Annotated in this window: 16 protein-coding genes and 3 pseudogenes; 13 read left to right on the forward strand and 6 right to left on the reverse strand. The window is 68.4% G+C overall.

The window, feature by feature from the left end:
• The first annotated feature begins 154 nt into the window (after positions 1-154).
• Both ACFY2B_RS45255 and ACFY2B_RS45260 read left to right on the forward strand, forming a co-directional pair.
• Positions 155-478: an HpcH/HpaI aldolase/citrate lyase family protein gene (locus tag ACFY2B_RS45255; RefSeq protein ID WP_390768916.1), complete on the forward strand. Its 324-nt coding sequence runs from the start codon at positions 155-157 to the stop codon at positions 476-478.
• Between the two features lie 45 nt (positions 479-523).
• A complete protein-coding gene (locus ACFY2B_RS45260) occupies positions 524-988 on the forward strand; it encodes a RidA family protein (protein ID WP_390768901.1) in 465 nt (154 codons plus the stop codon).
• A 181-nt stretch (positions 989-1,169) separates the two neighbouring features.
• Here the strand turns inward: ACFY2B_RS45260 and ACFY2B_RS45265 are convergent.
• The 3 genes and pseudogenes from ACFY2B_RS45265 to ACFY2B_RS45275 all read right to left on the reverse strand — a co-directional run.
• Positions 1,170-1,307, reverse strand: a pseudogene (locus tag ACFY2B_RS45265) (NADP oxidoreductase); the annotation flags it as partial.
• A 112-nt stretch (positions 1,308-1,419) separates the two neighbouring features.
• On the reverse strand, positions 1,420-1,893 hold the full coding sequence (locus tag ACFY2B_RS45270; protein WP_390768902.1) for a hypothetical protein: 474 nt from the start codon (positions 1,891-1,893) through the stop codon (positions 1,420-1,422).
• A 246-nt stretch (positions 1,894-2,139) separates the two neighbouring features.
• The gene (locus ACFY2B_RS45275; RefSeq protein ID WP_390768903.1) at positions 2,140-2,748 is read right to left on the reverse strand and encodes a TetR/AcrR family transcriptional regulator; all 609 of its coding nucleotides are present in this window, start codon (positions 2,746-2,748) and stop codon (positions 2,140-2,142) included.
• Between the two features lie 69 nt (positions 2,749-2,817).
• Here ACFY2B_RS45275 and ACFY2B_RS45280 point away from each other — a divergent pair, with 69 nt between their 5' ends.
• From ACFY2B_RS45280 to ACFY2B_RS45290, 3 genes and pseudogenes are all read left to right on the forward strand, one after another.
• Positions 2,818-3,750, forward strand: a complete 933-nt coding sequence (locus ACFY2B_RS45280) for a DMT family transporter (RefSeq protein ID WP_390768904.1) — start codon at positions 2,818-2,820, stop codon at positions 3,748-3,750.
• A gap of 350 nt (positions 3,751-4,100) precedes the next feature.
• Positions 4,101-4,247 (forward strand): annotated as a pseudogene (locus tag ACFY2B_RS45285) (helix-turn-helix domain-containing protein); the annotation flags it as partial.
• On the forward strand, positions 4,223-5,005 hold the full coding sequence (locus ACFY2B_RS45290) for an IS630 family transposase (protein ID WP_390768905.1): 783 nt from the start codon (positions 4,223-4,225) through the stop codon (positions 5,003-5,005). The pseudogene ACFY2B_RS45285 and the gene ACFY2B_RS45290, both read left to right, overlap by 25 nt.
• 188 nt (positions 5,006-5,193) lie before the next feature.
• On the opposite strand, the gene ACFY2B_RS45295 is transcribed toward ACFY2B_RS45290, so the two are convergent.
• Positions 5,194-5,667 (reverse strand): rhodanese-like domain-containing protein, encoded by a 474-nt coding sequence (locus ACFY2B_RS45295; protein ID WP_390768906.1) that lies wholly within the window; start codon positions 5,665-5,667, stop codon positions 5,194-5,196.
• Between the two features lie 143 nt (positions 5,668-5,810).
• On the opposite strand from ACFY2B_RS45295, the gene ACFY2B_RS45300 reads away from it, so the two are divergent.
• The 7 genes from ACFY2B_RS45300 (at position 5,811) to ACFY2B_RS45330 (ending at position 10,358) form a co-directional block, all read left to right on the forward strand.
• Positions 5,811-6,257: an Lrp/AsnC family transcriptional regulator gene (locus tag ACFY2B_RS45300; protein WP_390768907.1), complete on the forward strand. Its 447-nt coding sequence runs from the start codon at positions 5,811-5,813 to the stop codon at positions 6,255-6,257.
• 147 nt (positions 6,258-6,404) lie between these two features.
• Positions 6,405-6,965, forward strand: a complete 561-nt coding sequence (locus ACFY2B_RS45305; RefSeq protein WP_390768908.1) for an AAA family ATPase — start codon at positions 6,405-6,407, stop codon at positions 6,963-6,965.
• 283 nt (positions 6,966-7,248) lie between these two features.
• On the forward strand, positions 7,249-7,527 hold the full coding sequence (locus ACFY2B_RS45310) for a hypothetical protein (RefSeq protein ID WP_390768909.1): 279 nt from the start codon (positions 7,249-7,251) through the stop codon (positions 7,525-7,527).
• A gap of 259 nt (positions 7,528-7,786) precedes the next feature.
• Complete coding sequence (locus tag ACFY2B_RS45315) at positions 7,787-8,044, forward strand: hypothetical protein (RefSeq protein WP_390768910.1); 258 nt, start codon at positions 7,787-7,789, stop codon at positions 8,042-8,044.
• Between the two features lie 439 nt (positions 8,045-8,483).
• Positions 8,484-8,606: a hypothetical protein gene (locus tag ACFY2B_RS45320; RefSeq protein WP_390768911.1), complete on the forward strand. Its 123-nt coding sequence runs from the start codon at positions 8,484-8,486 to the stop codon at positions 8,604-8,606.
• A 77-nt stretch (positions 8,607-8,683) separates the two neighbouring features.
• Entirely contained in the window at positions 8,684-9,373 is a 690-nt protein-coding gene (locus ACFY2B_RS45325) for a HEAT repeat domain-containing protein (RefSeq protein ID WP_390768912.1), read from the forward strand.
• Positions 9,360-10,358 (forward strand): MerR family transcriptional regulator, encoded by a 999-nt coding sequence (locus ACFY2B_RS45330; protein WP_390768913.1) that lies wholly within the window; start codon positions 9,360-9,362, stop codon positions 10,356-10,358. Before ACFY2B_RS45325 ends, ACFY2B_RS45330 begins: the two co-directional genes overlap by 14 nt.
• An 854-nt stretch (positions 10,359-11,212) precedes the next feature.
• Here the strand turns inward: ACFY2B_RS45330 and ACFY2B_RS45335 are convergent.
• Complete coding sequence (locus tag ACFY2B_RS45335) at positions 11,213-11,587, reverse strand: carboxylesterase family protein (RefSeq protein WP_390768914.1); 375 nt, start codon at positions 11,585-11,587, stop codon at positions 11,213-11,215.
• Here ACFY2B_RS45335 and ACFY2B_RS45340 point away from each other — a divergent pair.
• Complete coding sequence (locus tag ACFY2B_RS45340; protein WP_390768915.1) at positions 11,582-11,920, forward strand: hypothetical protein; 339 nt, start codon at positions 11,582-11,584, stop codon at positions 11,918-11,920. The two genes, ACFY2B_RS45335 and ACFY2B_RS45340, sit on opposite strands and share 6 nt — an antisense overlap.
• Before the next feature lie 290 nt (positions 11,921-12,210).
• On the opposite strand, the pseudogene ACFY2B_RS45345 reads toward ACFY2B_RS45340, so the two are convergent.
• Positions 12,211-12,576, reverse strand: a pseudogene (locus ACFY2B_RS45345) (hypothetical protein); the annotation flags it as partial.

A 12,576-nucleotide genomic window follows, 5' to 3' on the forward strand; every position in this document is an offset into this window, starting at 1 on the left:
GCCGACGACATCTTCGAACGCCTCGCCGGCTATCTGAACCGCCTACCGAACCCCAAATCCTAGATATGCGGCCCTTCCGAGACTCAGGACACTAGCCACCCAGCTCGGTGCCGCCCACGACGACCATCTCGCCCTCACCCATGCCCGCTCCCGGCTGGTCCTCGCCTCCGCGGCGGCGGGCATCGCCCCGCCCGTCGACGGCGTCACCACCGCCGTACGAGATCCCGAAGCACTCGACATCGACACCGCGCACGCTCGGCGCCTTGGCTTCACCGGCAAGCTCTGCATCCATCCGGCTCAAGTCCGGCCGGTCGCCGACAGGTTCACGCCCACCCACGACGAGCTCCGTTGGGCGCGCCGCATTCTCGAGACCGGTGACTCAGTCACCACGGTCGACGGGCAGATGGTCGACCGGCCGGTACTCCAACGCGCGCGGACTGTTCTGTCCCGGGCAGGAGAGCCGCACACCGCACCCTGACACCGCCCACCCCGGACGTGCCTTAGGTTGAAAGAGAGAGAAGGAATGAGCACAGTAGAGGACAAGATCGCGGCACTGGGCCTGAAGCTGCCGGAGGTTGTGCCGCCGCTGGCCACGTACCAGCCCGCCGTGCGCTCCGGTGCGTATGTCCTTACATCCGGCCAGCTGCCCATGGTCGATGGCGCTGTGCCGGTCACCGGCAAGGTCGGCGCCGAGGTCAGCGCAGAGCGGGCCAAGGAACTCGCGGTGACCAGCGTGCTCAACGCGCTCGCCGCTGTGAAGTCTGTCGTCGGTGACCTGGACAGGATCGTGCGCGTGGTGAAGATCGTCGGTTTTGTTGCCTCCACGCCTGACTTCACCGGCCAGCCGGGCGTCGTCAACGGCGCCAGTGAGCTACTCGGGGAGGTGCTGGGCGAAAAGGGTGCGCACGCCCGCTCCGCGGTCGGGGTAGCCGTGCTGCCCCTCGACGCCCCGGTGGAAATCGAGATCCAAGTCGAGGTTCGGGGCTGAGAGGGCGTTTGATCTAGGTGAATTGCCCTTTATCTCCTAGTAAGTTCCTCGCCAGGTGGGTGTCGTCTCGTCCGTTATGCGCTTGGTGAGGTTGTCGATCGAGGCGATGTGGATCATGGCCGCGGGCCACGGTTCCCGGTGCCGATGATGCTGATGTTGCTCATGAGATGTCCTGCTCTGGTACTTTGCCCGCGAGAGCGTCTCCGCACTGGGCGACGACCGGCACGACACCGTCGTACAACAGGGCCACGATGACGATGTCCCCGGCCGGGGCGGTGCCCCATTGATCGCGGCCCATGACCTCGACGGTGTTGCCGCCCCGTCGGAATCCAGCTCGGCCGCCGTCGCGCGCTCGGTCGCGGTCGGGGTTGCACAGGGCGGTGAACGCGTCGTGGTTGCAGGTCAGGAACGCTTTCGAGTCTTCGCAGACCTCAAGGCGGGGGGTTGGCAACCAGCGCGCGCAGCTCGCGTTTGCCCAGGTAGGTCCCGGCATATCGGTCGGAGAACTCGGCGGCCGCGGCGCGGTAGCGGTCGGCGGCACGCCCGCTGACGCTCTCGCCGGCGGCGATGCGCTCGCGTGCCTCGGTGAGGGTCTCGGCCAGGACCAAGCCCCTCTCCTGGTCCAGGACGTCGAGCATGTCTGCTCGGGAGCGGCCTGCGTAGGACTCGGACATGGCGGTGGCCGCGTGTCCGTACTGCACCGCCAGGGCGATTCGGCCGCCGGGCCGGCGGTAGATGAACCAGGCAATGGCGCGGCGAAAGCGGCGCAGGGCAACGACGCCGTCGCGGTCGTCCGGGATCAGCTCGTGCGGCCGGTCGTGATCCATCGCAAGCGGGTTGGCCCGGGCGGTGAAGACGCGGATTCTTTTCACGGCGGTGTCGGAGGACAGCCCAGTGCGGGGCATGCAGGTGCCCTTGGCGTACCGGTAGAGGGTGCGGGTGAACAGCTGCTCGCTGGCTTCAAGTTCTTCGACGACGGCGATGGCGCGCGCGACGGGTTCCAGGACAATCCACGCGTCCGCTCGCTCCTCGCCTGCTCCGATCGCGTTGCCTTCCTCGTCCAGGACGCCCTTGAAGTGCCTGCCGCGGATTCCGACCGTGCACTATTCCGGCTCTTTCCGGCTCTTGGAAGCGGTCTTCTGGGTATCTCCTCATCGCTTCGCTGCGGCGCCCCTTGCGGTGGCGAGGAGAGTTTGCACTTGTTCGCGGGCATGGCTGATGGGGTCCGGGAAGATGTGCAGGCCGTGGGCGACGAGCGCCCCTTCGTGAAGCAGCATGAGCGTCCGGCCCAGTTGGGCAGCCCGGCCTGGGGCGATGTCTCCAGCGAGGTCGGTGAACAGGGCGAGCATCCACTCCTTTTGCCCGGTGATGATCGGGTAGGCCGGGTGAGACGGATCGCTTATCTCGGCGTGAGCGTTGACCATGCTGCACCCCTTGGAACTGTTCTTCGCCGCCCACGCGCGCGAGGCATCGAAGACGGCCAGGACGCGCGCTGCCGACACCGGCTGTGCGGCGTCGAGGCACTGGGCGAGGAAGGCCCGCCAGCGTTCATCACGATCCGCGAGGTACTCCACGACGATCTGCTCCTTGGAACCGAACCGGTCGTAGAGGGTCTTCTTCGTCACCCCGGCCTCGGCGGCGATCAGGTCCACTCCGACGGCATGGATGCCGTGCTCGTAGAACAGCCTCGCGGCGGCCTCCAGGACGCGCCGTGCGGCAGGCGTCATCGTGATCCGTCGCGGCCTCTCGGTAGTGCCCATACCTCAGGAGTATACCGATCTGTATAGTGAGCTGGCGGGTATACCGATCTGTTTAGTGGAGGGTGAGGCGTGAACTTCCTGCTCTCGATCGCCTTCGTGATCTGCTGGAGTTCCGGGTTCATCGGAGCCAAGCTCGGCGCGGGCAGTGCGTCTGCGGTCACGATCCTGATGTGGCGGTTCCTGCCGCTGGCCGTCGTCCTGATCGTCATTGCCGCCGTCTCCAGAACGTCGTGGCGGGACCTCGCGGTGCGGGATGTGGCCCGGCAGGGCATGACCGGCGTACTGTCGCAGAGCGGCTATCTACTCACCGTCTACTACGCGATCCAACTCGGGGTCTCCAGCGGCACCACAGCTCTGATCGACGGCGTCCAGCCCCTAGTCGCCGGAGCACTTGCCGGACCGTTGTTGCGTCAGCACGTCTCCCACAAGCAGTGGCTCGGCCTGTGCCTGGGGGTGAGCGGCGTCGCCATCGTCACCATGGCCGATGCTGCGGTCGGCACCGGTGCGGCCTGGTGGGCCTATCTCATCCCCTTCCTCGGCATGTTCTCGCTGGTAGCGGCCACGTTCCTCGAAAGCCGCTCCCGCGCGCGGGTCGCGCCCGCAGTGTCGCTGACCGTCCACTGCGCCACCAGTGCCGTCATCTTCACGGCACTTGCCGTGAGCGCCGGAGCCGCGAAGCCGCCCGCTGAGCTCTCATTCTGGGCAGCCATCACCTGGCTCGTAGCCTTGTCGACCTTCGGCGGATACGGGCTGTACTGGCTCATCCTGAGGCGCTCCGGAGTTACCAAGGTCAACACACTCATGTTCCTCATGGCCCCGGTCACAGCAGTCTGGGGAGCCCTCATGTTCGGCGAACCGTTCGGTCCGCAGACCGCTTTCGGCCTGGCCGTCGGCCTCGCAGCAGTCGTCGTCGTCCATCGCGGTGACACCTCATCCACCAGGGTGTGCGCGCGGGATACGGGCACGGACGAGGCCGCGAGGCCAGCCAAATACGGCGCCTGATACCTCTGCCTGGTTAGCTAGTAGGTTGTCGCAGTTAAGTGTTGTTCTGGTTGGTGGAGTTGAGGGTGGGGCAAACTCCCCTTGTCGCTTGCGTTTGGTCGGGCAGGGGGTGCTGTGTCCTCGCAGAAGAAGTATCCGGTTGCGTTGAGTGTTGAGGATCGTCGGGCGTTGGTACGGGTGACGGCGACGGGGGTCCGCAGCGCGTCGAGATCAGGCGGGCGCGGGTGCTGCTCGCGTTGGACACGTCGGTCGGTGAGGTCGATCCGCGGGCGGTGATCGCAGAGCGGGTCGGGGTCTCGTGCGAGTCGGTCCGCCTGATCTCGAAGCGGTACGTGGAGACCGGCGGCGATGTGTGGGCCACGGTCGGCCGGAAGGAGCGCGCGTTCCCGCCGGTGCCCTCCCCGGTGACCGGCGGGGTCGAGGCGAGGCTGATCGCGCTGGCCTGCTCAACGCCCCCAAAGGGACATGCCCGGTGGTCGCTGCGGCTGCTGGAGAAGCACGTCGCGCTGGTCGAGGACATTCCGGATCTGGACCACTCCACCATCGGACGCGTCTTAAAAAAACGGAACTGCGTCCTCATCCGAAGAAGTGCTGGACCATCCCACCACGGGCGAACGCGCAGTTCGCGGCCCGGATGGAAGACGTCCTGGCTGTCTACGCCCGGCCCTACGATCCGGCACGTCCGGTGGTGTGCATGGACGAGAAGCCGTACCAGCTGCCCGGCCACGTCCGCGATCCGCTTCCCGCGCGGCCCGGACGTGACCGCCGCGAGGACAACGAGTACGTCCGCTCGGGGACCTGCCCGATCTTCTGCTGGGTCGAGCCGCTGCGCGGATGGCGACGCGTGGACGCCCGGCCCCGCCGGACCAAGGTCGACTGGGCGCACCAGGTCGAACACCTGATGACCGTGGACCACCCCGACGCCGCCACGGTCGTGCTGGTGATGGACAACCTCAACCCCCACACCATCGCCTCGCTCTACGAGGCGTTCGACCCGGGGAAGGCATTCGCGCTGGCCCAGCGCCTGGAGATCCACCACACCCCCAAACACGGGTCCTGGCTCAACATCGCCGAGACCGAGCTCTCCGCGCTCACCCGCCAGTGCCTGGACCGCCGCATCGACGACCTCGCCGTGCTCAACGCCGAACTCGCCGCCTGGCAGCGGCGGATGCCGAGGACGCCTCAGGCACCAGCCGACGCTGGTTTCCTCGGCCAGCTGGTGTGGCGCCTTTCCGGGCCGGGCGACGGGCCGTGAGGGCGATGGCGGCCCAGGCGAGCAGCGCCGCGATCGTTGCCGTGGCCTGCACCAGGGTGGGCAGGCGGCGGCCGCCGCACACGCGAGTTCTCACCGGGGACTGAGCGGACTCACAGACCTTCGCCGCAGGTGATTCATGTCCTTGAACCGCCGACGGGCGCTGGCCACTTGTGCCGGGAGCGGCAGGATCAGCAACCGCAAGCCCCCGCGACCGGGGCGGTCAGGGGATCGGCGTCGCGGCGCTGCGGGCCCTGCCAGGTCTCATAGGCGAAACCTTCGCGCACCCAGTACTCGAACCCGCCGAGCATCTCCTTGACCTGGTAGCCGAGTTCGGCGAGGGCGAGGGCGGCACGGGTGGCGCCGTTGCAGCCTGGCCCCCAGCAGTAGGTGACGACGGGCACCGACTCGTCGAACAAGTCCCAGGCCCGTTCAGGGATGAGCGCGGTGGGCAGGTGGACCGCGCCGGGGATGTGTCCCTGGTCCCAGGATTGGGCGGAACGGGAATCGAGCATCACGAATCCCGGGTCGCCGCCGGCCGCGAGCGCGGCGGCGACGTCGGTCACATCGGCGTAGAAGCGCAACGAGGCACAGAAGTGGGCGGCGGCCTCGGCGGGTGTCGCGGGGGCAACCCGCAGGACGGGGTTCGGGACGGTCGTGGTCATGAAACGGTGTCTTTCCTTACTCCGGGCGACATGGCCTGGCTGCCGGCCATGGCCTGGAAACTACACGCCGGAACCGGCACCTCGAAGGCACTGTCCATGGCCTTTGATTACTACGGCCGGGGGATCCGTGTAACTTCTCGGGTATGACCGCGATTTCCCTGGACACCATTGACTGGCGCATCCTCGAAGTCCTCCAGCGCGACGGCCGGACCAGCTTCGCGGACCTCGCGCGCGCCGTCTCCATGTCGGCCAGCGCGGTCACCGAGCGCGTGCGCCGGCTGGAGGAAGCGGGGATCATCAGCGGCTACGCGGCGGTCGTGGACCCGGACAAAGTAGGGCTGACGATCATGGCGTTCGTAAGGCTGCGCTACCCGAACGGCAACTACAAGCCCTTCCACGACCTGGTCAAGGTGATGCCGGAGATCCTGGAAGCCCATCACGTGACAGGCGACGACTGCTTCATCATCAAGGTCGCGGCGCGTTCCATGCGCCACCTGGAAGAGGTCTCCGGCCGAATCGGCGGCCTGGGCTCTGTCACGACCAGCGTCGTGTACTCGTCCCCGCTGCCCCGGCGCCCCATCGGCCACTGACGCACCCGGCGATCCTCCGCAGCGGCCGGAAATCTCCGCACGCGACGCCTTCGCCGTTCGCGGGCAGATCAGAAGGCGGGAACCAGCACGGCCGCGTACTGCCTGCATGAGGCCGGGCAGCAGCTGACTCCTGCCTCTGCTATCTCTATGGGGGTGAGTCCACTTCCCACGCTCATTGTCGTCAGCGGCCCACCCGCAGCAGGCAAGACCACACTCGCGCACGAGATCGCACGCGTAGTGGGATGTCCCGCCATCTGCCGGGACGAAATCAAGGAGGGCATGGTGCACGCCACCCCCGGATTCGAGCCAGGACCCGCGGACGAACTGACCATGCGCACACTGCCGACGTTCTTCGGAGTTCTGGAGCTGCTGCTCAAGTCCGGCGTGACGACCGTCGCAGAGGCAGCCTTCCAGGACCGTCTGTGGCGGCCCGGGCTGGAGCCTCTTCGCCCGATGGCCCGGATCCGCATCGTTCACTGCGTGGTCGACCCGAACGTGGCGCTGGAGCGGAAACAGCGACGTTTCGAGGACAACCCCGTACGCAGAGCGCACGAGGACGCCCCGCAGGGCGACGCTGTGGCGCACGCGCTCAGCCACAGTGAATTCAACCGGGTCTCGATAGATGCCCCCTGGATCGAGGTCGACACCACGGACGGATATACCCCCGGGCTCCAAGAGATCGCAGCGTTCGCCGGCAGCCGCGACTGACGTTCCGCCCGGCAAGCTCCCGCGATCGCCAACAGCACGCCCCCGGCACCATCAGGCCACCACCCGTCAGCAGGTACGCACCGGTCCGTGACGTCGATGAGCCGGCAACGGAGGACCGAACGTGCACAGAGGCGGCGCCGAGAACGACGAAGTACCCCTGCCCGGGGGACGCGTGACCCACGGAGTCGTGACCCACGGAGTCGTGACCCACGGAGTCGTGAGGCGCGAAGTCATGAGGCGCGGTGACACGGTCCGCCGACCCGTCACAGCGACATCGGCATTCGTGGCGGAACTGCTCGGCCACCTCGCACAACAGGGCTTCACCGGAGCGCCACGCCACCTCGGCCTCGACGAAGCCGGACGGGACACCTTCAGCTACCTACCCGGCCACGTGCCCGCCGAGTTCCAGCAATGGACCGACGCCCAGGTGACCGCGGCCGGCACCCCGCTTGGTGCACTGCACGACGCCAGCCGCGGCAGCCAACTCGCCGCGCTCTGCCCCGTCGTCTGCCACCACGACCCCGGGCCGAACAACACCTCTTCCACGACGGTCTGCCCGTAGCCTTCACCGGCTTCGACACCGCCGCTCCCGCACCTCAGCCCCGCTTGTGAACACCCCCAGAGTTCCGAAGCTCAGCATCAGCAGCCCAGCATCAACGTGCTGCCGCCCGGCAAGTTCGCCGGGCAGCACCCTCGGCTGTCCGCGCTGGCCCACCGCGGCCGCGCCCAGAGCCCCGTCGTGTGAGTGGTCGACCCCGTTCGACCTGAAAAGCGCACCGTTCTCACCGATCAGGCAGTGCCTCGCTGGAGCGCGGGATGAGGTGCTGTTCACCCTGTCCACGAACGAGCCGCACGGCTTCTGCCGGCGCGAGGGCTACGACAAGACGACGACCCCTTACTTCGGCGGCACCCACTGGCAGGCCGCCGTACCCGAGAAGCACGGCCGCAGGAAGGCACCCGCCGCCTGCCAGCAGGGCATCTCCGAGCAGGGCCTGTTCACCGGCGGCTTCGGCATCCGGGTCAGCAGCCACAGCGCCCGCTGCCACCTGGACCTGGCCGCCCCAGCGAGGCCGGCCTGAAGTGCCGGGCACCGGTGACCTGGAAACCGGACCGCTACAGCGGACAGGGCACCTCGGCCGAAACGGCAGGCGCCGCGTCACTGTTCGATGAGCACTCAGCCGCCGACCGGCTCGCTCGACATCGCGCTGCGGGCCCACGCCAGTACCGCACAGCAGTTGTCACACCCCTTTGGAGACGCGGTCGCATCCCGTGGCCGGGCCCCGCGTCGCCCCAATCCACACGATCGAACTGTCACTCACCGGCCCTTCCCGGTACGCGCTGCCCTGCGCCGGACACGACGACCTGTCGCGCCCCGGCCCGCACGGTCACGACCCAGCTGTGATCGAGTGGTACGTCGGCAGCACCCGACACCGACCTTCCCGAACGCCCCCGGCCGCCCGCGGCACCGCCCGCCGGCGAGGCGCCGATGAACGACTTCCAGGACCTCACCGCCCCCGGATGAACAAGGCCGCACGGCAGGCGCTCGACCTGACGCGCGCCTACGCCGCACGCGACCGCCCCGCGATCAGCGAACACCTGGAGCCGGACCTGCCGGAGTACACCGGGGCATCCTCTCAGTGACTCGTGAACGGGCAGCCGGCCCGTTTGACCTTGACACGGTGACAAGGTCTTCACTGCTTCCCAAGGAGGTGGTCCCGATGACCATGACGAGACAGGACACGGATGCGATAAGAGCGCTCCAGGGGCTGGAGGACAGCCGTTCGTCTGTACGACTGCGGGCTGCTCTGGCGGTCGGTACGGCGCCTGACCCGTGCTTCGTCGACAAACTCATCGAGCGATGCGCGATCGAATCCGAGTTCTTCGTCCGCGACATGCTGACCTGGGCGCTCACCCGCCACCCGGTGTCCCTGACGCTCCCCGAGCTGCTCCGCGAAGTCCGCTCGGAGCGTGCGCAGGCACGCAGCCAGGCGCTGCACACCCTGTCCAAGATCGGGGACCGGCAGGCGTGGCCGGCGATCACCCGGGCACTGCTGTCCGACGCAGACGACGAAGTGGCGCGGAGCGCCTGGCGGGCCGCGGTCGTGCTCGTACCCGAAGGTGAGGAGTCCGCCTTGTCCTCGGTGCTGGCCACGCAGCTCGGGCGCGGTGAGCAGGAGACACAGCTGAGTCTCAGCCAGGCGCTGGTCGCGCTGGGTGAGGTGATTGCGCCGGCTCTGCATGCCGCGACGACAGCCTCTGACCCGGGTGTACGTGCGCACGCGCTCGCCACACAGCGGCTGCTGCACGACCCGGACGCCGGATTCGAGCCGGCGATCGAGGAGGCCAAGCGCGTCGTGGCCCTCGCCGGGGCCCCCAAGACGGACGATGAGAACCATGCTGATCGGTGAGGTGTCGAGACGGTCCGGGGTCAGTGCCCGCATGCTCCGGCATTACGAATCGCTCGGCCTGGTGCGGCCTTCGGGCCGTACGGGATCCGGTTATCGGGAGTACACCGCGGAGGACATCCGGCGGATCTTCCACATCGAGAGTCTGCGGTCGCTGGGCCTGTCGCTGCGGGAGACCGGGCGCGCACTCGACGATCCCGGTTTCACGCCTGCGGCGCTCGTCGGCGACCTCGTCCGTCAGACACACGACCGCATCGCGGCCGAGACCGAGCTGCTCACGCAGCTCCGCCGGATCCATGCTGCGGACCCGGCCGACTGGGAGGACGTGCTCCGGGTCGTTGCGCTCCTCCAAGCACTGGGGTCGAAGAACGCCGACGCGCGCCAGCGCGCGGTCCTCTCCTCGGGCGGCGAAGTGCCGGTGGAGGCCCTGGTCGAGGCGGCACTCAGCGAGACGGAGCCGAATGTCGCCGGGGCCCTGCGATGGGCGCTGGCGCGATCGGACAACGGCGCCCCGGCACTGCTGGCGGAGGGCCTCAGCTCACCGGTGGCCGCAGTACGGGAGCGTGCCGTTCAGGCCCTCGTCGAGATGCCCGGCGATGAAGCTACCGCACAGCTGCGGGATGCCCTTGCCAACCCCGACGCCGTGGTCCGCGGGTATGCGGCTCTGGCGCTCGGCACACGTGGTGCAGCCGAAGCGGTCCCGGCCCTCATCGACATGATCGTGGCGGGAAGGAACGACACCGATGCAGCCGATGCACTGAGCGCGCTGGCGAGTGACACCGCGACAGCGGATCAGATCGCGGCCAGGCTCGTCGACCGCCTCGCCGACAACACCACCAAAGCACCTGCACGCGGGCGGCTGACCCAAGCACTGGCGGACATTCCGGGGACGACAGCGACACATGCCCTCGCGAGGCTGTCGCATGACAAGGACCGCGCTGTCGCACTGACCGCCGCATACCTTCTTCAGCTCCGCGACACACGATGACGAATCCCCCCCCGTCCGCCCCACGGCCCGCGAAGCGGACGGGGCCCAGACCTGCCGCCGTCCGCCGAAGAGAGACAACAGACCAAGAACCGTCGTCCACGCCACAAGGCCCCCGCTCCGGACGGACCCGGCGGAGCCACCTGGATCGGCCCGTCCACCAGCCGCTCAAGCTCCCGTGCCCGGAGCACCGCGCCCGGAGCGCAGCTGCACCTGTCCACCCGCCAGAGGGAGACCTTCGTCATGGCCACCGGACCCAACCACGCGGTGCCCCTGGTCCCCCTGTACGGCCCCGGATGTCGGCCGGACGGGCCCTGATCTCGTCCACGCCAGCACAGACTGCCACCAGCTCGGCCGACCGGCCTCGGGCCTCGGCTGCCCGGTCATGTCCAGTGAGTCTTGAGCCCGTCAGGAATCTGATGAGTTCAAAATGTCACCTGAGTCTTGAAACCTCACATGGGCGCGGACGTCCGGATCGTACGGGTCCTGCTCACCACCACCGACGATGACCGCGCTTCGGCTGGCCGGGCGTGAACTGGGCTCCGGGCCGGCACAGGAACTGGCGGGCAGCGCCGCCTCCTGGACCGGGGCATGCCCCAGGACGCGGTACGGGCGGGGGGTCCTGGAATTGGCGGAGGAAGTGGTGGGGGCTACGGGGTGGGTGACGGCGGGTCAGCGGTGAGGGGTCACCCCGACGCGAGCGGCGCACCCGCCTGACCCGGTGCTGTCACCGGAACCCGGTCCTCAACGGAATGCGAGCCCGGCGCACGCACCGGGCTCGCATTCCCTCACGACGGCTCACTCACACAGGCTCGCGTCCACTCGCCCCAGGTCACACGCACCGGGCTCGCGTCCGCTCACTCCTGCCCGGACGCCGCCGGTTCGCCGCTGCGGACGAACGCGGCCCAGTACTGGACGACCATCTGATCGGCCAGGCTCTGCTGTTGCGGGATGAGCGGGCCGATGCCCTTGATGTCGAAGAGGTAGCGCAGCTCGAAGGTGTGGGTCGCGCCCAGCGGGAACGCGCCCTCGGGCATGTCGCCCGGCGCGGGCCGGGGCGGCTGCCACCGCAGGTCGCCGACCGGCGGGGCCGCGTAGGGAATGCCCTTGAACACCCGGTAGTCGTCGTTCACGGTTCCCCGCGCCGAGCCACCGGTCACCGACACCACCGACGCGTCACCACTGCCCTCGGTGCCGCCGTCGCCGCTGTCTCCGAGGAGTCCGCCGTGCATCCGGCGAGCACCAGGCGAGCGCGGCGACGACGGCCGGCACGAGGGCGCGGGATCGACTACCTCCTGGACACCTACGTCCGGCCCGTGCTCGACGTCTTCACCCCGCTGTACGACGAACTGGTCCGGGCCGGTCGGGTGCGTGAGGTTCCGATGTCCGTCTTCTGCCACCTGATCAGTGCCGGGGGCGGGGCGCCCTTCAGCCACAGTGTCATCTCCGAGCGGCTCTTCGACGACGTGCCGTCCACCGCGGACGAGATCGAGCGGCACGCACAGGCCGTGGCCGATCTGATCTTCGACGGGCTTCGGCGTCCAGGGACAGGAGAACGGCCGTGAACGCGCCCTTCCCTCCGTCCCGTCAGGCGCTCCGGGTATCCCGTTGATCGCTCCAGCGCCTAATCCGGTGGATCGCTCAAGCGCCCCACCGCTACCGCACTGACTCACGTCCCGTTGGGCTGTCTTCGCCCTGGTCCGTCCGGCCATCGGAGCCTGGACCCGACGGGGAAGGGCAACAAGTGGTGGACCATGCGCTGGAAGGCGCAGGCGGCCCTGAACGCGTTCCAGATCGCCTTCGAGGGCCGCCTGACCCGAGCAACAACTGACCACTCAACAACCAGGATCAGCCGTTAAATTGACACACCTTGAGCGATTGCCGATGTGTTGTGCTTCGTACCGGTCTCGGCGAGGTCGGAGCGCATGGCCGCAGTCGACAGCGCGTGGTTGGTCTTCACGGCGTGGTGGTTCTTCGCCGCGTGGTGGTTCTTCACCGTGTGGTGGTTCTTCGCCGCGTGGTGGTGGTGGTGGTTCTTCACGGCATGGTGGTGGTTCTTCACCGCGTGGTGGTTCTTCATGGTCTTGTTGATCCAGCCCGCGTAGGCGGGCGCGCTGGTGTAGAGGCCAGGACCCTCCGAGCACGGTACCTTCGGGGCGCCGGGACCCGAGGTGACGCCGATCAGCTCCCAGCGGCCGTTCCGGCCCTTCTGGACCTGCGG

Source organism: Streptomyces sp. NPDC001270, from assembly GCF_042896695.1.
Lineage (GTDB): Bacteria > Actinomycetota > Actinomycetes > Streptomycetales > Streptomycetaceae > Streptomyces.

Bases quoted from the DNA above. Each gene is read 5' to 3' on its own strand.
- ACFY2B_RS45330 (WP_390768913.1), top strand. From the start codon at position 9,360: ATGCTGATCGGTGAGGTGTCGAGACGGTCCGGGGTCAGTGCCCGCATG.
- ACFY2B_RS45325 (WP_390768912.1), top strand. From the start codon at position 8,684: ATGACCATGACGAGACAGGACACGGATGCGATAAGAGCGCTCCAGGGG.
- ACFY2B_RS45335 (WP_390768914.1), bottom strand. From the start codon at position 11,587: ATGCACGGCGGACTCCTCGGAGACAGCGGCGACGGCGGCACCGAGGGC.
- ACFY2B_RS45295 (WP_390768906.1), bottom strand. From the start codon at position 5,667: ATGACCACGACCGTCCCGAACCCCGTCCTGCGGGTTGCCCCCGCGACA.
- ACFY2B_RS45275 (WP_390768903.1), bottom strand. From the start codon at position 2,748: ATGGGCACTACCGAGAGGCCGCGACGGATCACGATGACGCCTGCCGCA.
- ACFY2B_RS45260 (WP_390768901.1), top strand. From the start codon at position 524: ATGAGCACAGTAGAGGACAAGATCGCGGCACTGGGCCTGAAGCTGCCG.
- ACFY2B_RS45320 (WP_390768911.1), top strand. From the start codon at position 8,484: ATGAACAAGGCCGCACGGCAGGCGCTCGACCTGACGCGCGCCTACGCC.
- ACFY2B_RS45305 (WP_390768908.1), top strand. From the start codon at position 6,405: ATGGGGGTGAGTCCACTTCCCACGCTCATTGTCGTCAGCGGCCCACCC.
- ACFY2B_RS45270 (WP_390768902.1), bottom strand. From the start codon at position 1,893: ATGCCCCGCACTGGGCTGTCCTCCGACACCGCCGTGAAAAGAATCCGC.
- ACFY2B_RS45300 (WP_390768907.1), top strand. From the start codon at position 5,811: ATGACCGCGATTTCCCTGGACACCATTGACTGGCGCATCCTCGAAGTC.